The organism is Bilophila sp. 4_1_30, from assembly GCF_000224655.1.
Classification (GTDB): domain Bacteria; phylum Desulfobacterota; class Desulfovibrionia; order Desulfovibrionales; family Desulfovibrionaceae; genus Bilophila; species Bilophila wadsworthia.
Genome location: NZ_JH114232.1, coordinates 1,151,923 through 1,172,014, shown reverse-complemented (window position 1 = coordinate 1,172,014; position 20,092 = coordinate 1,151,923). Strand labels below are relative to the sequence as shown.

The 20,092-nt window shown below is 58.8% G+C and carries 17 protein-coding genes; 1 reads left to right on the top strand and 16 read right to left on the bottom strand.

Annotation, left to right across the window (positions count from 1 at the left end; all coding sequences use genetic code 11):
• Positions 1-233: 233 nt before the first annotated feature.
• The 16 genes from HMPREF0178_RS11765 to greA all read right to left on the bottom strand — a co-directional run bounded on the left by HMPREF0178_RS11765 (position 234) and on the right by greA (position 18,520).
• Positions 234-599, bottom strand: coding sequence for a hypothetical protein (locus HMPREF0178_RS11765; protein WP_009733601.1), 366 nt, complete (start codon positions 597-599; stop codon positions 234-236).
• Between the two features lie 124 nt (positions 600-723).
• A complete protein-coding gene (gene ruvC, locus HMPREF0178_RS11760; RefSeq protein WP_039958948.1) occupies positions 724-1,233 on the bottom strand; it encodes a crossover junction endodeoxyribonuclease RuvC in 510 nt (169 codons plus the stop codon).
• Positions 1,234-1,464: 231 nt separating this feature from the next.
• Positions 1,465-2,211, bottom strand: a complete 747-nt coding sequence (locus tag HMPREF0178_RS11755; RefSeq protein WP_009733599.1) for a YebC/PmpR family DNA-binding transcriptional regulator — start codon at positions 2,209-2,211, stop codon at positions 1,465-1,467.
• Between the two features lie 128 nt (positions 2,212-2,339).
• Positions 2,340-2,954, bottom strand: coding sequence for an RlmE family RNA methyltransferase (locus HMPREF0178_RS11750; RefSeq protein WP_009733598.1), 615 nt, complete (start codon positions 2,952-2,954; stop codon positions 2,340-2,342).
• 97 nt (positions 2,955-3,051) lie between these two features.
• Entirely contained in the window at positions 3,052-3,261 is a 210-nt protein-coding gene (locus HMPREF0178_RS11745) for a dual CXXC motif small (seleno)protein (protein WP_009733597.1), read from the bottom strand.
• A 245-nt stretch (positions 3,262-3,506) separates the two neighbouring features.
• Positions 3,507-5,858, bottom strand: a complete 2,352-nt coding sequence (gene priA, locus HMPREF0178_RS11740; RefSeq protein WP_009733596.1) for a primosomal protein N' — start codon at positions 5,856-5,858, stop codon at positions 3,507-3,509.
• Positions 5,859-6,073: 215 nt separating this feature from the next.
• A complete protein-coding gene (galU, locus tag HMPREF0178_RS11735; protein WP_009733595.1) occupies positions 6,074-6,937 on the bottom strand; it encodes a UTP--glucose-1-phosphate uridylyltransferase GalU in 864 nt (287 codons plus the stop codon).
• Between the two features lie 253 nt (positions 6,938-7,190).
• Positions 7,191-8,543: a phosphoglucosamine mutase gene (glmM, locus tag HMPREF0178_RS11730; protein ID WP_009733594.1), complete on the bottom strand. Its 1,353-nt coding sequence runs from the start codon at positions 8,541-8,543 to the stop codon at positions 7,191-7,193.
• 47 nt (positions 8,544-8,590) lie between these two features.
• A complete protein-coding gene (locus HMPREF0178_RS11725; RefSeq protein ID WP_009733593.1) occupies positions 8,591-9,532 on the bottom strand; it encodes a YbbR-like domain-containing protein in 942 nt (313 codons plus the stop codon).
• Positions 9,516-10,253 (bottom strand): diadenylate cyclase CdaA, encoded by a 738-nt coding sequence (gene cdaA, locus HMPREF0178_RS11720; RefSeq protein WP_009733592.1) that lies wholly within the window; start codon positions 10,251-10,253, stop codon positions 9,516-9,518. Before cdaA ends, HMPREF0178_RS11725 begins: the two co-directional genes overlap by 17 nt.
• Positions 10,254-10,295: 42 nt before the next feature.
• Complete coding sequence (gene folP, locus HMPREF0178_RS11715; RefSeq protein ID WP_005025459.1) at positions 10,296-11,147, bottom strand: dihydropteroate synthase; 852 nt, start codon at positions 11,145-11,147, stop codon at positions 10,296-10,298.
• A gap of 58 nt (positions 11,148-11,205) precedes the next feature.
• A complete protein-coding gene (gene ftsH / locus HMPREF0178_RS11710; protein ID WP_009733591.1) occupies positions 11,206-13,134 on the bottom strand; it encodes an ATP-dependent zinc metalloprotease FtsH in 1,929 nt (642 codons plus the stop codon).
• A 564-nt stretch (positions 13,135-13,698) separates the two neighbouring features.
• Complete coding sequence (locus HMPREF0178_RS11705) at positions 13,699-14,880, bottom strand: iron-containing alcohol dehydrogenase (RefSeq protein ID WP_009733590.1); 1,182 nt, start codon at positions 14,878-14,880, stop codon at positions 13,699-13,701.
• A gap of 973 nt (positions 14,881-15,853) precedes the next feature.
• Positions 15,854-16,120, bottom strand: coding sequence for an RNA-binding protein (locus HMPREF0178_RS11700; RefSeq protein ID WP_005025453.1), 267 nt, complete (start codon positions 16,118-16,120; stop codon positions 15,854-15,856).
• Positions 16,121-16,509: 389 nt separating this feature from the next.
• Complete coding sequence (locus HMPREF0178_RS11695) at positions 16,510-17,907, bottom strand: MiaB/RimO family radical SAM methylthiotransferase (protein ID WP_009733589.1); 1,398 nt, start codon at positions 17,905-17,907, stop codon at positions 16,510-16,512.
• A gap of 130 nt (positions 17,908-18,037) precedes the next feature.
• Positions 18,038-18,520 (bottom strand): transcription elongation factor GreA, encoded by a 483-nt coding sequence (greA, locus tag HMPREF0178_RS11690; protein ID WP_005025448.1) that lies wholly within the window; start codon positions 18,518-18,520, stop codon positions 18,038-18,040.
• A gap of 286 nt (positions 18,521-18,806) precedes the next feature.
• On the opposite strand from greA, the gene HMPREF0178_RS11685 reads away from it, so the two are divergent.
• On the top strand, positions 18,807-20,092 hold a 1,286-nt coding region (locus HMPREF0178_RS11685), incomplete at its 3' end, for a YbhN family protein (protein WP_009733588.1).

Sequence of the window (20,092 nt, the reverse complement as noted above, 5' to 3'; positions counted from 1 at the left end):
CCGCCGATGAGCGCGCCGGTCGTCCCGCTTCCGCCGGTGAGGGCACCAAGGCCCGCGCCGAGGATCGCACCCCCGGCAGCGCCGCTCAAGAGGCCCTGCTGGGTCTTGTTCATGTTCGTGCAGCCAACGGTCCCGAAAACCAACGCGCCGACCAAAAGTATGGCTGAAAGACGTTTCATTGCACTTCTCCTATCGCCCCTTCCGGGGTGGGATTATCAAGATATGCCGCCGGGCTACTTGCTGGCGGGAACCATGAATTCGTACCAAAGCACGTCAAAGACTTCGCGGTTCGCCTGATCCGGATGCGCGGCATACCACGCGTCCACCTTTTTCTGGATATCCGTCCAGTTGGTGTTGCCGAAAGCTTTTATCCATGCCGTGACGAACGGGGAGGCTTGCGTTCCCTGTTGTTGGGCGATCAGCTGTTCGATGGCGATGATATTGGATGCGCCATACAAAAAGGCCAGCTTTTCGTTCTGAGAAGACTGCAACCAATGCTTGCCGGTCAAATCCGTGGCAGACTGCGCCGCAACCGCAGGCAGGCACAACGCGCAAACAAGCGCCGCCGCAAAGACCACCTTAGTGAATCGAGCCATCATGAGAAACCTCCTTTTCGCCGCATAGCTGCCGCGTGATTCCCCAAAGGGAACATATTTACGGGATGGTTTCAAGTAGAACTACAGCCTTCTAATGCCGTTAACGGAACAAGGAAAGAGGCGGGCATCAACGCCCGGAAAGGCGGACAAGCCGCTCGAAACGGCGGTGGGTCAAATGGCAAATCGCTGCGGCCAGCGCGTCGCCCGTGTCCACGGCCCAATCGGGCTTCACGCCGAGCACCCGTCCGACCATGAAACTGACCTGCTCCTTGTCGGCCCTGCCGACGCCCACCAGCGATTTTTTGATCACCGTGGGTTCGTAGTCCCGCACAGGCAAATCATAGGCCGCACAGGCCGCAATGGCCGCACCGCGAGCCTGACCGAGCTTGAGCGCGGTCGCCGCGTTCTTGGCGGTAAAAACCTGTTCCACGGACGCTTCATCCGGTTTCAGACGACCGAGCACCCGATGTATTTCCTTGAAGATGACCCCGAGCCGGGAAGCGAACTCTCCGTCAAGCGGAGGGCGGATGACCCCGCAATCCACAAGCTGGAGCACGCCGGACACTTCGCGCACCACTCCCCACCCCGTATTCCGGGAACCGGGATCGATGCCGATGATGGTGATGGACTGCGACATGAGAAAAAGGAGGGGGGAAGAGATTTCCGTGCTCCGAATGGAAGCACGGCTCGGAGACGGGGGACCCATACGCTCCCCAGTGAAAGGCTTCTGGAGCATTCCACCTTGAAAGGAACAGAGGGGCGCTGGTTAAATGCCAGCGGTTGCAGATTTCGGGAAGGGAGGGAAAACGTTTCTAAAGAAAAGCGCTTTCCCTCCCTTCCCCTATATCTTCAAAACAGTTTAGCCCAATCAGTCTTCCAGCTGAGCCATGATTTCGTCGGAGATGTCCGCGTCGGAGTAGACGTTCTGAACATCGTCGTTGTCTTCAAGCAGTTCGATGAAGCGCAGAAGCTTGCGGGCGGTTTCGAGATCGACTTCCATCGTGGTCTGGGGAACCTGATTAAGCTCGGCGGAAATCATTTCCAGCCCGGCGGCTTCGAAGGCTTCGCGGACGGCGTTGAAGTCGGCCATGGCGGTCTGGATTTCCCACACGTCGCCCTCGTCGCGCAGATCATCGGCACCGGCTTCGAGTGCGGCTTCCATCAACTGGTCTTCGGTGTACTTTTCCTTCGAGAACTGGATGACGCCCTTGCGTTCGAACTTCCAGCTCACACAGCCGTTTTCGCCCATGGACCCGCCGCCCTTGCTCATCAGATGGCGGATTTCGGCCACGGTACGGTTACGGTTGTCGGTCGCGGTTTCCACGATGACGGCGACGCCGCCCGGACCGTAACCTTCGTAGTTGATTTCTATGATGTCGCCGCCGGCATCCTGCCCGGTACCCTTGCGGATGGCGGCTTCGATTTTATCCTTGGGGAGGTTGATCGACTTGGCAGCAGCAATGGCCGCACGCAGGCGGGAATTACTGGCAGGATCGCCGCCGTTCTTGGCTGCGATGATGATTTCCTTGGCTGCCTTGGTAAATTCCTTACCTCGCTTGGCATCCTGGCGACCTTTACGGTGCTGGATGTTGGCCCATTTGCTGTGTCCAGACATTGAATCCTCCTGAATGTTTCAAAACAAGGCCGGGGCAATATTTTCCGGCTGGTGCATCTCAATCGGGGTCCGGCCTCCCTCATACCTTCAAACAAGGAAGAGGGTCATAGCCGGGACCGCGTGAACAGTCAATCCCGGGCGCCGTCCGCCTCTTTCCCCTTGAAGCCCAGCCCGACGAAAAACGTTTCTTTGCTTTCCACGCGGGAACTCTGAGGTTTGAACGAGGTCACGCGGGCGAACCGGGGGCGCATACCTTTGAGCAGCTCCCCGACGTCCGGCCCCATGAAAATCTTGACCACAAAACTGCCGCCCTTCACCAGATACTTTTCGGCGACGGCAAGCGCTTCCAGACAGAGCTCAAGGGAGCGGGCCTGATCCGTGAATTTCGTCCCGGTCGTCTGCGGGGCCATGTCGCTCATGACGACATGGAAGGGCCCCGTTTCGGCGAGCTGCCGCTCAAAAGCCTCGGAGCGCTGGAACACGTCTTCCTGATGGAATTCCACATTTGGGGGAAAAATGGTGACCGTGCTCTGGATATCGCAGGCCAGCACCTTGCCCTGAGCGCCCACGCGTTCCGCCGCGCCAAGCGACCACGAGCCGGGAGCCGCTCCCAGATCCAGCACTTTCATGCCCTTTCTGAAAATCTTGAAACGCCCGTCTATTTCCTTGAGCTTGTAGACGGAACGGGCAGGATAGTTTTCCTGTTTGGCCTTGAGGAAGTAGTGATCACGATATTCTTTCATAGTATCTCCACCTTGTAACCCAAAAACCTCCAAATCACCAGAGGTATGGAGCGGAGGGAACCATGTTTTTTCGGCTCTGCGCGAAGGCGGTACGGGCTTACATTCTGTCGCAATAGACGGAACTGAGGAATTCTTCCATCGCCTCGTCGGCAAGGGCGATATACTCGGAAAGCGGAAACGCCTTCCCACACTTGGGACAAAACATGTGCACCTCATGGCAAGACCGCTCAATGAACAGCGGCATCCCGCAATGCTTGCAGCACACCGTCGTCTGGACCTTCCGGGCACGGGAAAACGAACCCCACATAGCATACCTCCAAAATCGCTTTGGCCTATACGACGCAAAGATTTTCGTCAAGCGAAGAGGCGCGTTGGAAAAATACGCAGGCTGGGAAAGAAACAGAAAAAGCTCTCCCCAATGAATCTCTCCGCCCGCCTCCAAACAGGAAAGCCGCCGCGCCGCCTCCCCACCAGCCGAAAGTTTTGGGGATGAGGGATGGGGGCACGGGGGAAGGGGACTTTCTCCAGAAAGTCCCCTTCCCCCGATTCACACTACAACATATTCACCGGATCGATATCCAGCGAAATGCGCAAGTTCGGGGGCGAGGCAAGAGGCAGAAGCACAGCATAAAGGGCACGGATGGATTGCCAGTCTCCAGCCTTGAGGAGGCACTGAAACCGCCTGCGTCCCCGCAGGAGCGGCAGCGGCGCGGGCGCGGGGCCAAGAACGGTCACGCCATTGCTCTCCGAACGCAGCAGAGCCGTAATCCGCGCGAGCTGCGTCGGCCCGTCCGCCCAGTCCATAGGGTAGGAAATCCGCAACAGAGCCAGATTGATGAAGGGGGGATAGCGCCGCCGCTTGCGCAGAGCGATTTCGTAGTCGTAAAACCCTTCGTAGTCCCCGTTCTTCACATACTGCCAGCAGTAATGGTTCACGTCGCGGGTTTGGATAATGACCTGTCCCGGCTTCTCGCCACGCCCGGCCCGGCCCGATGACTGCACCAAAAGCTGAAAGGTCCGCTCCGCCGCCCGGTAGTCAGGCAAATTAAGGCCAATGTCCCCGTCAGCCACCACAGCCAGCGTCACATGCGGGAAATGGTGCCCTTTCGAGAGCATCTGGGTACCGACAAGGACCTGCGCCTCCTGCCGGGCAAAAGACTCAAGGATCTCCTCCATACGCCCCGGGCGGCGGGTGCTGTCCCGATCCAAGCGCAAAACCCGGCCTCCCGGAGGCAGAAGCGTCCCGATATACTCTTCGACACGCTCGGTTCCCTGCCCCATGGGATGGAAATGCAGCCCTTTGCAGCTCGGGCAGGGCGAAGGGAATGGAACCGAATACCCGCAATAGTGGCAGACCAACCGCTCACGCCCCTTGTGGTAGGTCAAACCGATATCACAATGCGGGCATCGGGCCACCTTCCCACAGTCGATGCAGTACATCAGCGGAGCATAACCGCGCCGGTTCAGGAGAATCACCGCCTGATCCCCCTGCTCCACCGTCTGCTTGAGTGCGGAGAGCGTCTCCGGAGCCAGAATGGACTCGGCGCAGTTCATGGACCGGATGTCCACCAGCCTGATCGAAGGCAGCGTACCGCCGCCCACGCGCGCCGGAAGCGTGGACACCGGGATTTTCGCCTCGCGGACCGCGTAAAACGTCTTCAGATCCGGGGTCGCGGATCCAAGGACCAATAACCCCTTAGCCTGCGCGATGCGAAACCACGCCACTTCTTTGGCCTGATAGGTAAGCCCTTCATCCTGCTTGAAGGAAGAGTCATGCTCCTCGTCCAGCACTACGGCCCCAAGGGACGGCAAAGGCAGAAACAGGGCGGAACGCGTCCCGACGACAAGGCACGGTTCGCGGCGTTTCGCCAACTCGCGGAAGGTTTTTTCGCGCAGGGCGGCCGACTGGTATCCATGAAAAAAATAGAGCGGCACATCCGGCAGCGCGAGAGAGGCGTCCCGGCGCAGTTTCAAAGCGAGCGCCACTTCCGGGGCCAGCAACAGCATGGAGCGGCCACGGCGCAGGCATTCTTTGGCCAATTCCATATATACGGCTGTCTTGCCGCTTCCGGTCACGCCGAACAGCAGGTGCGACGCGGGATTCCCGGCATCAAGATCCGCACGGAACGAAGCCAGCGCCGCCTCCTGCGCTTCGGAAAGCGCAAAAGGGGCTTCCGATGCGGGAGGCAACAGGTTGCAGCCGTTTTCCTCTTCCGCACAATCGGCTTCGAGGCATTGCAGGCCAATCAAACCGTTCTTGAGCAAAGACTCAAGAGCCGGGGCGACTCCCTGTCCCATTTGCCGCAATACTTCCCGCCGGGAAACGGCACCATGTTCCAGCAGGAACTCCAACAGCTCGATCTGGCGCGTCGCGGTCGGCCTCACCGCCCACGGCGGATCACAGCGTAATACGCACAGTTCGCTGGCGGCGGCGTCTTCCCGTGGCCCGAGCAGCTCCGCCCCTCCCTGCATCCACGCTTCGCCAAGCGCCGACAAGACCTCTGCTGGCAGCTTGGGCAAATCCTTCAGCAGCCGTATCTGCGCCTTACCTTGCCCTTCCATCGTGCGGAGACGCATCTGCGTCACCCGAAGCCCGGCGGGGAGCACCATCGCGAGGATCTGCCCCGGCGTCACGGCCTGGCGCAAAGCGAGCTGACGCACCATTTCCATATGCCCGGACGGCAGCAAAGGTTCCTTTTCCAGAGGCCAAAGCATGGGCCGCGCCGTTACCCCCTCCGGCAGAGGAGAACCATCGCCGAGGACGACCCCAATACGCAACATCCCTCTTCCCAGCGGCACGGCAACCCTCAAGCCGGGGCACCACGCAAACCCGGCAAGCCACTCGGGAACAGCATAGGTCAAGGAAGCAAATGGGGGCGTCAGCAAAGCAACGGTTCGAAGCAAGGGGATATCCTGAGGAGTTAGGGAGTGGACAGCAACCTATTCAGGAAACGCTGCTTGTTCCCTCTATCGGTTCAATTCAAAAAAAGAAATAAAAACAATAAATTTCAATATAATACAATAAAATAACAGAAAACCACCTTATCCGGTAGCACCTCCTGCCGGAGGATCTGCCGGAAAGGCGGTTTCCCCTGTTTATCAAACGTTATCCAGAATGCCTAGTCGAGCAATTCGCGCAATCTGGCCTTCAGGCCGTCGCGCAGTTTTTCATCGCGCAGCCCGAAGTAGATGTTGGCCGTCAAGTAATCCACCCAGTCCCCGGCGTCAAAACGGATGCCGCCCATCTTCACAGCCAACATACCACGTTCCCGGGCCAGAGAAGCCAGCGCGTCGGTAAGCTGAATCTCGCCGCCGTGTCCGGGCTTCACCCGTGCGAGATGTTCAAAGATATCCGGAGTCAGCACATAGCGTCCCACAATGGCTAGGCGGGAATCCACCGTGCCTATGGCTGGTTTCTCCACCATATCCGTAATATTATAGACGCCGGGAGTGATTTCTTCACCCATTACGATACCGTAACGGTTTACCTTGTCTGCGGGGACTTCCATGACTCCGATAACCGGCATGTCGTGTTCGGACGCCACTCGGACAAGCTGCGTCAATCCCGCGTCATCGCCGATCATAAAGTCGTCGCCGACCATGACCGCAAAGGGTTCGTCACGTACCATCTCCTTGGCGCACAGCACCGCATGGCCGAGACCGAGCTGTTTCTTCTGACGAACGGACATGATGTTGACCATCTCGGCCACATCGCGGACTTCCTTGAGCATCTTCAGCTTTCCGGCGCGTTCCAGAACGCCCTCAAGCTGAAGGTTATAGTCGAAGTGATCTTCAATAACGCTCTTGTCACGGTTGGTCACAAAAATAACGTCTTCCACACCAGCACGGATAGCTTCTTCCACAACGTACTGCACAACGGGCTTGTTGTAGACTGGCAGCATTTCCTTGGGAATATTCTTGCTGGCAGGCAAAGAACGCGTCCCCCAACCGGCGACCGGAATGACAACCTTACGAATATTCATGTGACTTCGTTTCCCCCTCAAGAAGATTTCGGACCGGTTTTCCCCGCATCCCTTACTTACCGTTTCACTCCTTCTATTTAGAAAGGAGAGCCTCATAACTGCACTGATAACGCAAGCAAGTGAGCACAGCGCACTATCTATACTTTAAACAAACAACCTTGTTAAGCTCTATTTCCTCTAAAAAACAATACAAATACATTAATTCTCCATCGGAAAAGCCGATCAATGCACTCGGACAGTTCTCAACACCCGTCTATCCGAGCGCTTTTTCCACGATTCCGGCAAGCTCGTTGGCATACACGCGTACCTTGTCCGCATCCTGCCCTTCAACCATAACCCGGCACAAAGGTTCCGTGCCCGAATAACGCAGCAACACACGCCCACGGCCTTCAAGGCCTTCTTCGATACGGGCGACGGCATCGGCGATTTCCGCGTTTTCCTCAAACGGTATCTTGTGTTCGACGTGCACGTTCCGGAGTTCCTGCGGATAGGGGACGAGCAGGCCGGCGAGTTCCGACAGAGGCCGCCCCCGCTGGCGCATGATCCGCAGGATCTGAAGAGCGGCAAGGAGACCGTCGCCGGTTGTGCTGTATTCACGGAAAATAAGATGGCCGGATTGCTCCCCGCCAAGGAGAGCCCCTTGCTGGCGCATGGCCGCCACGACATGGCGATCGCCTACGTTGGTACGGATAAGCGTACCGCCCCGCTCCTTCATGAACACTTCAAGCGCCATGTTGCTCATGACCGTGGCCACAAGGATGTTGCCCGGAAGCTTGCCCTGCTGCATGAGATCCTGCGCGCACAGGGCCATGATCTGGTCGCCATCCAGAACGGTGCCCTTTTCGTCCACGACGATGAGGCGATCGGCATCGCCGTCCAGAGCAAGCCCAATATCGGCCCGCGTCTCGCGGACCTTCGCGGCCACAGCCTCGGGGTACAGGGAACCGCAGCGGTAATTGATATTCAACCCGTTGGGCTCCGTACCGATTTTAACGACTTCGGCGCCCAACTCCTCAAGGGCCAGCGGCGCGACCCTATAGTTGGCGCCATTGGCGCAGTCAATGACCACCCGCAGCCCTTCAAGGGACAAGTGCGCGGGGAAACTGTTTTTGAGATACACGATGTAACGGCCCGGAGCGTCCTTGATTTTATAGGCACGGCCGGTGTTCGCGGGTTCGGGATAATTCCAGTCGAAATTCGGGTCCAGCACCATTTCCGTCATGCGATCTTCATCGGCATCCGGGATTTTGAACCCTTCGGCGTCGAAAAACTTGATCCCGTTGTCGCTGAATGGATTATGCGACGCGGAGATGACCACCCCCACATCCGCCCGCATGTTGGTCGTGAGAAAGGAAATCGCAGGAGTGGGTAGGGGGCCGACAAGAAAGACATCCATCCCCGCCGCCAGCAAGCCCGCCGCCAGCGCGTTCTCGAACACATATCCCGAAAGGCGGGTATCCTTACCGATGACTACGCGGCTGCGTCGGTTCTTGTCCCGATAGAACGTGCCAGCGGCAAGCCCCAGGCGCAAAGCCACTTCCGGCGTCATAGGATACTTGTTGACCCGGCCCCTCATCCCGTCAGTCCCAAAAAGACGAACGCTCATCAACTACTCCAAGATCTCTTTTGTTATAGAACAGCGGAACAGACCGCTTATTCGCTCGGATGCCGGGAAATCGACACGGTTTCCGGGCTGATTTTCAGGACGCGCCCGCCTTGGGGCACGGCAACCTGAAGAGGCGCGTTCACGGCCCCGTCTTCCGCAGGCATCGCCGTATCGGACGGGACGGAAACCTGAAATTGCGCGAGGTACCCGGCATCTTTGACCATCGCCTGAGGGACGGAAACCATGAGGTTGGCCCGTGAAGGCTGAGCGCTTACATTGGGATTCTCACCCTCAAAAATGATATCGCGCTGCAAACTCAGGGTACGCCTCTTCACATCGATTTTCCATGTCACCTTAACGACCTGCGGATTGAGCTCCACAGCGGGCGGGGCAAGCAACGGAACCTCTTCCGAGACGGCCTTCCCTTCCGCCGCGAGATCCACCGGGATCTCCGCCTGTATATCCTTCATGGACGCGATCACGCTTGCCGGACCGCGCACGGTCACTTGCGGCGGGTCGACCACCAGATCTTTCAGCCTTACCGACGAGGCAACGGGCGAAGCTCTCAGCGCCACTTTTACAGGCAGGTTCGTTTCCATGATCTTGTCCACTTCAAGAATCATCCGGGATGGCGTGACTTCAAGCACCTCATAAGCCCGCAGTTCCGGCGGCTTGTTTTCCCCCGTCGTCAGCGGGATCACGTTCTTGCCCGGCGTCACGCCGGACAGATCCAACGTATAGGAAATTTCCCGGTTGGTCATGGACCGCAACAATTCCTGTGGACCGCGGAGGCGCACGCTGACTTTATTGAGCTGGCCTCCCGTCACGATCAATCCGGTCGGCAACCCCTTATAATCAAGGCGCACCTCAACCACGCGCTCGATTTGCTCACGCGCGTTGAGCGTATACCACAACCCGAGGGCAAGAAGAAAGGCTACCAAGAGATAGCGCCAGTTGCCTTTCTGGGGGTCTTTAGTGTTCGATAACATTGTTCAGCGTCTCTTTCAGTTGTTCGGCATCGGGCATAACCGCCAAATGGCCCTTAGAGGCCACGCTCACTTCGCCGCGTTCCTCTGAAACGACAATGACCGTCGCATCGCTGACTTCCGTAGCGCCAAGCGCGGCGCGGTGCCGCGTACCGAAATTCTGGCGGTCCATCTGCGCCAGCGGCAGGATACACCCCGCCGCGGCAATGCGCCCTTTGCGGATGATCACCGCCCCATCGTGCAGCGCGGTATTGGGAAAGAAGATGGTCAGCAGGAGCTCCCGGGATATCCGGGCGTCCAGTACTACCCCGCCCTTCATCATGTCGCCAAGCTGCACCTTGCCTTCCAGAACGATGAGAGCCCCGATGCGCCGCTTGGCGAAGTATTGGCACACCCAGACGAGATCGCCGACCATATTTGACGGCGCGGGGTGTTTCTTCCACGAAAGGTATTGCGTCCCCATCGCGGCAAGAGCCTGCCGGATATCATCATGAAACAGGATCACGATGACAAGGAACAGCGAACCGAACAGGTTCTCCAGCAACCATGACAAGGAATAGAGACCTATAAAATGCGAGAGGGCGTACACCGCCACCAGAACGACCAGACCGATGAGCGCCGAAAACGCGCGCGTTCCCCGGATAAGAAGCAGGATGCGGTATAAAAGCAGCGTTACGAGGGCGATATCCAGCACGTCACGCCAATAAAAAGACAGGAAATCCATGATCCGGCTCCAAAATGAGCTTTACAGGGTACGCCGGAAGGATCAGGCGAGAGGCGTCATAGCTTCGACAAGCCGCAGCGCTTGCGCGCAACCGGCAACGTCGTGAACGCGATGGTAAGGGATGCCCCGCGCGGCCAGCAGCGCGACAGCCAGACGGGTGGCTTCGGCCCGTTGTTCCAGTTCGAGGCCAAGGATCTCCCGGAACATGGATTTCCGGGAAAGCCCCACATACAAGGGGCGGCCCAGCGAAGCAAACCGTTCCAGCCCTTTCAGGATGGCCACGGTGTGATCCTTATTCTTACCGAACCCGATGCCGGGATCAAGTACTATCCGATCCTCGGGCAAACCGGCCTTGACCAGCCGTGCCAGATGTTCCTCAAAAAAGGCCAGAATCTCCTCCACCACGTTCCCGTAGCGGGGGTTCACCTGCATTTCGCGCGGACTGCCCTGACTGTGCATGAGCACATACCCCGGCTTGTATTCGGCAAGCACGTCGAGCAACGCCGGATCGGCCACGCAGGCCGACACGTCGTTGATGATGTCCGCGCCGCCTTCCAATGCCGCCCGGGCCGTCCCGGCCTTCAACGTATCCACGGAAAGGACCGCATCAGGCCGCTGCTCACGAAGGCGCGCCACAACCGGCATGAGCCGGGCGATTTCCTCACCTTCGGGCACGGGTTCGGCAAAAGGACGGGTGGATTCCGCCCCCAGATCGAGCATCCCGGCCCCTTCGTCCAACAGACGGAGGCCATGAGCCACGGCGTTACGCGGATCGATATACTTTCCCCCGTCGGAAAACGAATCCGGCGTTACGTTCACAATGCCTATCAGACAAAAGGGGGCAGGGTTCAACACCCTCCCCCCTCGAAGAATCCATTTGCGTTCGTTGTTCACGCTGCTGTCCTAATAAAGCTGAATGCCCCGACATCCGCAGGATGCCGGGGCAAGCCGTTTACTGCTGTTTGGTTTCGTCCTGCGTTTTCTCGCCCGTCCCGCCATCCTGAGACGGTTCCGCTTCCAGCTTGAAGGTTTCACCCTCCGCGTCAGCGGAAGCAGGGGCGGGAGCCGCAGGTTCCTGCTTCGCGGCACTGCCGTCCGCATCAAACGGCGGCAGCGGTTCGCCCTTGACGAGCAAATCAATATCGTCGCCGGTGATGGTTTCGCGGTCAAGCAAGGCCTTGGCAAGCGCGTGCAGGAGATTGATGTTTTCCTGCAACAGCTTGTGGCAGTTCTCGCGCGCGGTCTCCACCAGCTTCTTGATCTCGGCGTCCACGATGCGGGCGGTGTCTTCGCTGTAGTTGCGCGCATGGCCCCAATCGCGGCCAATAAAGACTTCCTCGCCCTGCTCGCCGATGGTCATGGGGCCGACGACATCGCTCATGCCCCATTCGCAAACCATCTTGCGGGCCATGCCCGTAGCGCGCTCAATGTCGTTGCCGGCACCGGTGGTAATCGTGTCGAAGATGATTTCTTCGGCCACGCGCCCGGCCAGCAGCACCATGAGGTTGTTCTGGAGAAACGCCTTGGAGTAGCCATGACGATCGCCTTCCGGCAGCTGCATGGTCACGCCGAGCGCACGCCCGCGCGGGATGATCGTCACCTTGTGCACGGGGTCGGTCCCGGGCAGCAGCTTGGCCACCAGAGCGTGACCGCCTTCGTGGTACGCGGTGATCCGCTTTTCCTCGTCGGAAAGGATAAGGCTGCGGCGTTCCTTGCCCATGAGCACCTTGTCCTTCGCATATTCGAAATCGCGCATGAACACGGTGTCCTGACCAAGGCGGGCGGCCTGGAGGGCCGCTTCGTTGACCAGGTTCTCCAGCGCCGCACCGGAGAAGCCCGGCGTACCGCGGGCGATGACTTCCAGATTGACGTGCTTATCCAGCGGCGTACGGCGGGTATGCACTTCAAGAATCTTCAGGCGGCCCTTCACGTCGGGCGTGGGGACCACGACCTGGCGGTCAAAACGGCCGGGGCGGAGCAACGCGGGGTCAAGTACGTCGGGACGATTGGTCGCCGCGATGAGGATGACGCCTTCGTTGGACTCAAAACCGTCCATTTCCACAAGGAGCTGGTTCAGGGTCTGTTCGCGTTCGTCATGCCCCCCGCCGAGGCCAGCGCCACGCTGACGGCCCACGGCGTCGATTTCGTCGATAAAGATAAGGCAAGGAGCGTTTTTCTTGCCCTGCACAAACAGGTCACGGACACGCGAAGCGCCCACGCCCACGAACATTTCCACAAAGTCGGAACCGGAAATGGAGAAGAAGGGCACGCCCGCCTCACCAGCTACGGCGCGGGCCAGCAGGGTCTTACCGGTACCGGGAGGGCCGACGAGCAGGACGCCCTTGGGAATGCGCCCGCCAAGACGAGTGAACTTGCGCGGATTGGAGAGGAAGTCGACGACTTCGGAAAGTTCTTCCTTGGCTTCGTCCACACCGGCCACGTCATCGAACGTGACCTTGCCCTGCTCCTGATTGAGCATACGGGCCCGGGAACGGCCAAAGGACATGGCCCGGCCCGCTCCGCCCTGCATCTGGCGCATGAAGAAAATCCACACGCCGATAAGCAGCAGCATGGGGAACCACGACACCAACAGGGTCATGTACCACGGGGAGTCCTCGACAGGCTCGGCCCGGACTTCGACCTTCTCGGCAATGAGTTTATCCACGAGGCCGGGATCGTTGGGGACGTAAATCTGGAACGATTTGCCGTCGGTCGTTTTCCCGGTAAGGGTATTCCCCTGAATAACCACCTCGGACACTTCACCCTTGGCGGCCTGACGCAGGAATTCACTGTACGTCACGCTCGGCTGGGCCGAATGCTGAGGCTGGCTAAACAGGTTGAACACAATGACCATAGCCAGGGAGATGACCCCCCAGAGCATGAGATTCCGCGTAAACTGATTCAAAAGTTACCTCCGTATGGCCCGGCAGCGCCAAACCCCGCCAAGCCTCGGGCACAGTGTAAGTTCTCTTTGAGCGTTTGACAACGGCAGACGGGTTATTCAGGAAAAGCTTTCCTTATGGGGGGTCTCCGGCGTCAACAATTCCGTATCAGAAAACACTATGGGGCATCAAGAAATTATATCGGCTCAACTGTATGGGCATACTTTTTAAAAATATGTATTTCAAAAGAGTTACGTATACAGGGCACCAAAGCGGGAGACACGTCGGACATGAAAAAAAGCGAAACAGCCTCTTTTCTCAGCCAATAGCCCATCCCCGGGTGTCCAAAGCCCTCCGGGTGCCCCGCCGTTCCCTCAAAAATCCCTCTCCCCATTGATTCCAAACAAATCCCGGCCTCGCCTGAGAAACCGGGAAAATTTCATATGGGAGGCCAGGCCACTCCCCTTCTCTACCGATTGCATTCCGAGAACGGGAAAGGAATAGGCCAAACCCGAAAAGAAAAGGCGCCCGTTTCAAAAACGAGCGCCCCTCATTGCCGGTTCCTAAAAAACGTCTTTGTATAGCTGGCTGATGATTTCCAGGCTCATTGTACGTGGGTTCGTGGCGGCGCAGGTGTCCTTCTGGGCATGTCCGACCATCGCGGGGATGTCGCGGGGATCGATGGCCTTCACATACCGGGCGGCAAGCTCGGTGATGGTCGTGGGGATGCCCACGTCCTTCGACAGCGTCTTGATGGCGGAAATCGCCAATTCAGCGGCGGCGCGTTCGGACAGGCCGTCAGTACACTCGCCCATCATCTGCGCGATGCGCACAAAGCGGTCGAGGCGGGAAATCAGGTTGAAGGACTCCACATGCGGCAGGAGGATGGCGTTGCACTCGCCGTGGGGCAGACTGTAGAAGCCGCCAAGCTGATGCGCCATCGCGTGCACGTACCCCAGACCGGCGTTGTTGAAGGCCATCCCGGCAAGATACTGGGCGTAGGCCATGCCTTCACGGGCTTCCATGTCCTTACCGTTGGCCACGGCCTTGCGCAGGTACTTGGAAACCAAACGGATGGACTGTTCCGCGCAGGCGTCCGTCATCGGCGTGGTGTTGGTGGACACGTACGCTTCGATGGCGTGCGTCAGGGCGTCCATACCCGTGGCTGCGGTCAGGGACGGCGGCATACCTACCATAAGGACAGGGTCATTGACCGCGACGTTGGGGGTCAGGAACCAGTCCACAATGGACATCTTCACATGGCGTTCCTTATCGGTGATCACGCAGAAGCGCGTCAGTTCCGAAGCGGTGCCCGCCGTAGTGTTGATGGCGATGTAGTGCGGCAGCATGTGGTTGACCTTATCCACGCCTTCGTACTGATAAATCGCGCCGCCGTTGGAAAGCAGGATGCCTATGCCCTTGCAGCAGTCGTGCGAGGAGCCGCCGCCGATGGAAATCAGGCCGTCGCAGCCGTCGGCCTTATACTGGGCGACGCCTTCGGTCACGTTTTCATCGGTGGGATTCGGCACGGTCTTGTCATAGATGCTGTACGGGATGTTGTCGCCGTCCAGAATGTCCGTGATGATCTTGAGGATCCCCGTGTTCACGATGCCCTTGTCGGTGACGATCAACGGCTTGGTGATATGGTAGGTGTGGACATAATGAGGGATACCGTGGCACGCGCCCACGCCGATCAGGGAAATGCCCGGAACAAAAAAACTGTGCATCTTGCCAGGAACAGACATGTTCAATCCTTACCGTCAAAAAGAGATGTGAAAAAGAAGCCTCGACTGGATGCGCTCCCACGGGCGACGCTGTTTCCGAAGCCACCGCCGCGATACGGCGTCATCAAGGAACTTTGAGTGCTTAACCAAACACGACTCTCACTACCTCAAATGCCCCCGGTTGGCTACCCCGAAAATGCACATTTTTTCACGAAAAGCGGAACCATTCCAACAAATCGGAATAGCGAGAGAAAAATCAGCGGAGCCGTCGTTTGGAAAGGCACGGGCCCGCATGGAAGCGCTTTTCCCCGTAACGATCGCTCAAAGTGAAGCCTAGCCCGACCGTTTTACACCATCCTCCCAAACACCGGCAGCATCACAATGATAACGGCTGCTCCACCGCGAGGCAATCTCAATGTTCCGGAAAGCATACCGGCTGGTGTTTCATGAAGTAACAGCACGTCCGGCGAGGCTTACACCGCTTCCGGTCCGCTCCTTCGCTCCCAAAAGAGCGGGCCCCAAAAAAGATTAGTGCACGGGGAAAACTATCCATACAGAAAGAGACCCCAAACCCGCAGCGCCTGCTCTCTCCGAAATAAGCTCGGACAGACACGGAAGGCATGATTTTCTCGCGGCCTTCGCTACGAAGCGCATTACAAACCGCCCTTGGGGTTCCACCCGGCTCTTCCGGTTGGTGCCTCATTCCTCTGGGAAAAGCGGAGTTCTGGACTTCATGACTTCCACAGCCATCATCTCTCCAATGAACAGACTCACTCCCCCCCAACAATAGAGAACCTCACAGCACGCCGCCAGCAAAAAGGACAATAGATATATAAGCATATATCTTGAAGACGTATGGAATGACGCCCCGGCCTTCCACAAAACGCACGTTTCCTCAGCCTGGCCCGTCTCCCTCCGGCTCGCCTTCCCGATTGGAACGGGCACAAAAAAAGCGCCCCGATGGAACATCGGGGCGCAGATAAATCAAGCCAAACTAGTAGCGCGGAGGACGCGGGGCACGGGGCTTGGCTTCGTTGACGCGCAGGGTGCGGCCACCGAAATTAGCGTTGTCCAAAGCTTCAATAGCAGCAGAAGCACCGGGTTCTTCCATTTCCACAAAACCGAAACCACGAGCGCGGCCGGTTTCGCGATCGCTCACGAGTTTCACAGAAACGACCGGGCCGTAATCGGCGAAAAGGCTCTGAACCTGTTCTTCGGTAGCGGACCAAGGAAGGTTGCCGACATAGATAGACTTAGCCATGAAATAAACCTCATCAAAAAAGACACCGTATTCCCGCGCTTGGCCATCTCCAAAACACCTTGGAAATGACGCGGTTCCTCATGGGTGAACCATGCCCGACACGACAGTGGAAGTCAATGCCCTCTCGAATTTTTATCCTTCTTCTCATAAATTTTCTGATCTTCTCTTCAGTCTTCTTCTTTGCAAAAGAAAACTGATAAGCACTTCATCAGAGATTGTTCTTCCCTTTTCACAAGAAAAGAGGATTTCAGGCCTATCTTTTGCATAAAACCTTTTCAGGAATCTTTCCCGAAGCTCTTTCTTATCCTTCGCCGCATCTAAAAGATAAGGAAAGATTGCAAAAATGCACAATCCTTAGATTGACCATTCAACCAATCTTAATAGAGCCTTCACGACCGGACGGGCTCCACGATCACTCCTTTCCTGCTCACGGAAACCGGACGTACGGGGATCAGCGTGTGGCCTTCCCCCCGCAGCGGCGTCCGCAGACGGCAGGGTACATAGCACTCATCCACGCCGTGCTGGCCGGAGGCGGCTCCGGCATCCTCATTGCAGTCCAGCGCCACGAGCAGCCGCTCACATGTAAGGGTGTCCTTCCAGAAGGCTTCGCTCTTGGCCTCCACCACCGCGCGTACGCGGGCGGCGCGTTCCTGCCGGACAGCCTTCTCGACCTGCTCCGGAAGCTCCGCCGCCACTGTCCCTGGACGAGCGGAATACGGGAATACGTGCGCATAGGTCAGCGGCAGGCTCCGTACCACTTCCAGCGTCTCCAGCACGTGCGCTTCCGTTTCTCCGGGGAATCCCATCAGGATATCCGCCCCAAGCCCGAAACGGGGCCACAGCTTAGCTACGCCCTCCACCGCCGAAAGCAGCGCCTCCGGCGTATAATGCCCACGGCGCATGGCCTTCAGCACGTCTGCGCTCCCGCTCTGGAGCGACAGGTGCAGGTGCGGGCAGACCATGCGGGTTTCGGCAAGCGTGGCGATGCCCCGTTCCGTAAGCTGCGCGGGTTCCACGGAACTGATGCGGAAACGCGCCGGATCGGGCCGGGTGCCGCTCCCCCACTCCGGAGACAGTTCTCGGTCCAGATACGACAGCAAATCCCAAAAGTCCCGGCACTCCTCGTCACGCATGGCGTACTGGCGCAGGTTGATGCCGGAAATCATGATCTCGCGGTAGCCCGCCTCAAGCAGGCGGCGCATTTCGGCAAGGCAATCCCTCGGAGGGCGGCTCCGGGCCGGGCCGCGCGTCAAGGGGACAATGCAATAGGCGCACCCGTGCGAGCAGCCGTCCTGCACCTTGAGTACGGGACGGGCCCGGCGGAATCCGTCGATATGGAACGGCGGGAACGTACGGTCGCGCGTGGCGGCGCGGGCGGCGGCTTCGGCGGGGGAGGAAGGGAACGGCGTTACGTTTCCCGCCGCCTCCTCGACGAAGAGGACGAGCGGCGGCGCATCGAGCAGGCGGGATTTATGATCCTGCTCCACAACGCGGAGCACGCCGGGCAGGGCGGCAAGCTGCTTGCGGGCCACTTCGGCGGCGCACCCGGCGATAACGACGGGCACGCCGGGCGCTTCGCGCTGGAGGCGGCGTACGGCCTGCCGTGCGTCGGTCACGGCATTGGCGGTGACGGCACACGTGTTGAGCAGGATCACGTCCGCCTCGGCGGGCGCGTCCGTCTCCATGCCGTTCATGCGCTGCCATGCCTCGCGCACGGATTGGGATTCGTACTGGTTGACCTTACAGCCGAAGGTCAGGATGCAGAAGGTCCAAGGGGCATAGTGCATATGATGGGTCTCCCCCGCAGCGCCTGCCGGTTTCCGGTTCGCGTGTACGAATCGGGGAACAGCCCAGGCCGTTTCGGCCGGAGCGGCAACTCGCACGGGGGAAACACCAGTCCCCTGGCAGGGATAGGAATCAAGCGGTCTTTTTCTTGAACTGGATGTCGATGATCTCGTAGTTGATCCGGCCACGCGGGGCGTTGACCGTGATCTCGTCGCCGACTTCCTTGCCGAGCAGGGCCACGCCGACGGGCGACTGAATGGAAATGGTCCCCTTGGCATAGTCTGCCTCGTCCGGGCCGAGCAGCGTGAATTCGCGTTCCTCGCCGGTATCCGCATCCTCCACGGTCACGGTCGCGCCGAAGATGGCTTTTTCGCTGGAAAGGGTCGAAAGATCAATCACATTGAACAGCGCCATACGCGATTCGATGTACTTGATACGGGCTTCAAGCATCCCCTGGCGTTCGCGGGCTGCGTCGTAGCCGGCGTTTTCTTTCAAATCGCCTTCTTCGCGGGCTTCCTTAATGGCCTGGATAACGTGAGGACGCTCTTTCTTCAGACGGTCCAGCTCCTGTTCAAGGGCCTGGAAACCTTCTTTGGAAATGGGGATACTGCTCATGTTGGAATCTCCTGAATATTCTTGCGGAAACCGCCCGATACAAAAAAAAACACCCCCCGTCGCCTGCGCGACGGGTGGAGCTTCGGTGCGATTGCCACACTGCTAAGGTAGTCCATCCCGACGGATAGGTCAAGCCGCCGGAAAAACAGCGGCGAGAAATCAGCGTTCTTTCTGAACAGCCACCTTGCGCCAAGGGGAATGAGCAGGTATCAAGAAGGCGCGGAATTTATTCTTCCGTTCCGGAGACCCCCTCCCTGTTCCGCAAACCGTCTATGTCGGAGACATGATGCTGAAACAACTTCTACTCGCTCTGAAACGACTGCTGCGCGCCTTGGGCCCCGTCCTTGTCGGCTGCATCTTCCTGGGTGCGGTCTATCTTCTCTATAGGGAAATCAGCAAATACAGCCTCGCGGATATCCGCATGAGCCTGGCCCAGATTTCCACGGGAAGCATCATCCTGTCCGTCCTGCTCGCCATTATCAACTATATCATCCTGATCGGCTATGACTGGCTGGCGCTCAAAGGCATCCACAAGACCCTCCCCGTTTCCCGCGTGTCGCTCGTTTCCTTCGTCGGGCAGGCCGTAAGCTACAATTTCGGCGCGCTGCTCGGCGGCAGTACGGTGCGCTTCCGTTTCTATTCAAGCTGGGGCTTTTCCCCAATGGACATCGTCAGGCTGGTGCTGATGCTCGCCATCACCTTCTGGGTCGGCGCGCTCGGGCTCGTCGGGGCGATTTTCATGATCGCGCCCCCGGAGATCCCGCCGGAACTGGGTATGCACATGCCGCTGGATATCCGCCCCCTCGGCGCCATCCTGTTCCTCATCGCCATCAGCTATCTGATCGTCTGCAAATTCATTCATAAGCCGATCCACATCTTCGGCAAGGAATTCGCGTTCCCGCCCTTCAAGATCGCCGTCGCTCAGGCTGTGGTGGCCGGGGCCGACCTCATCGCGGCGGGGGCCTGCCTGTACGTCCTGCTTCCCCCGGATGCGCACGTTTCCTTCCTCCAGTTCCTGCCCACCTACCTGATGGCCATGGTAGCCGTGGTGCTGACCCACGTCCCCGGCGGCGCGGGCGTGCTGGAAGTCGTGATCCTGCACCTGACCACGGCCTCGCCGCAGGCCGTTTTCGCGGCCCTCCTCTGTTTCCGCGTCATCTACTACCTGCTGCCGCTGCTGCTGGCCGCAGTCATCTTCGCCATTTACGAAGTCCGCCAGCAGGCCATACAGGAATCCGGCGTGCTGCACGACGCCGGGCGCTGGATGCGGGCCTTCGCGCCCACGATCATGGCGAGCGCGGTGTTCGGCATCGGAGCCATCCTGTGCTTCTACGTCGTCCTGCCCGTCAGCCCCGAACGGCTCGCGCAGATCAGGGAATGGATCCCCCTCGGCATCGTCGAGTTCGCCAGCATGGCGACAGGCGTCGCCGGGGTCATGCTGCTGTTCCTCACGCGCGGCATACAGCATCGGCAGCGCGCCGCCTTCCGGCTGGCCATCGCCATGCTGTGCATCGGGATTATCGGCCCCCTGCTGCATTCCCTGAGCTGGTTCGTGGCCCTGATGTCGCTCAT

Excerpts from the sequence above, each read along its gene's own strand:
- HMPREF0178_RS11765 (WP_009733601.1), bottom strand. The coding sequence starts at position 599 with ATGATGGCTCGATTCACTAAGGTGGTCTTTGCGGCGGCGCTTGTTTGC.
- ruvC (WP_039958948.1), bottom strand. The coding sequence starts at position 1,233 with ATGTCGCAGTCCATCACCATCATCGGCATCGATCCCGGTTCCCGGAAT.
- HMPREF0178_RS11755 (WP_009733599.1), bottom strand. The coding sequence starts at position 2,211 with ATGTCTGGACACAGCAAATGGGCCAACATCCAGCACCGTAAAGGTCGC.
- HMPREF0178_RS11750 (WP_009733598.1), bottom strand. The coding sequence starts at position 2,954 with ATGAAAGAATATCGTGATCACTACTTCCTCAAGGCCAAACAGGAAAAC.
- HMPREF0178_RS11745 (WP_009733597.1), bottom strand. The coding sequence starts at position 3,261 with ATGTGGGGTTCGTTTTCCCGTGCCCGGAAGGTCCAGACGACGGTGTGC.
- galU (WP_009733595.1), bottom strand. The coding sequence starts at position 6,937 with ATGAATATTCGTAAGGTTGTCATTCCGGTCGCCGGTTGGGGGACGCGT.
- glmM (WP_009733594.1), bottom strand. The coding sequence starts at position 8,543 with ATGAGCGTTCGTCTTTTTGGGACTGACGGGATGAGGGGCCGGGTCAAC.
- HMPREF0178_RS11725 (WP_009733593.1), bottom strand. The coding sequence starts at position 9,532 with ATGTTATCGAACACTAAAGACCCCCAGAAAGGCAACTGGCGCTATCTC.
- cdaA (WP_009733592.1), bottom strand. The coding sequence starts at position 10,253 with ATGGATTTCCTGTCTTTTTATTGGCGTGACGTGCTGGATATCGCCCTC.
- ftsH (WP_009733591.1), bottom strand. The coding sequence starts at position 13,134 with ATGCTCTGGGGGGTCATCTCCCTGGCTATGGTCATTGTGTTCAACCTG.
- HMPREF0178_RS11705 (WP_009733590.1), bottom strand. The coding sequence starts at position 14,880 with ATGTCTGTTCCTGGCAAGATGCACAGTTTTTTTGTTCCGGGCATTTCC.
- HMPREF0178_RS11700 (WP_005025453.1), bottom strand. The coding sequence starts at position 16,120 with ATGGCTAAGTCTATCTATGTCGGCAACCTTCCTTGGTCCGCTACCGAA.
- HMPREF0178_RS11695 (WP_009733589.1), bottom strand. The coding sequence starts at position 17,907 with ATGCACTATGCCCCTTGGACCTTCTGCATCCTGACCTTCGGCTGTAAG.
- greA (WP_005025448.1), bottom strand. The coding sequence starts at position 18,520 with ATGAGCAGTATCCCCATTTCCAAAGAAGGTTTCCAGGCCCTTGAACAG.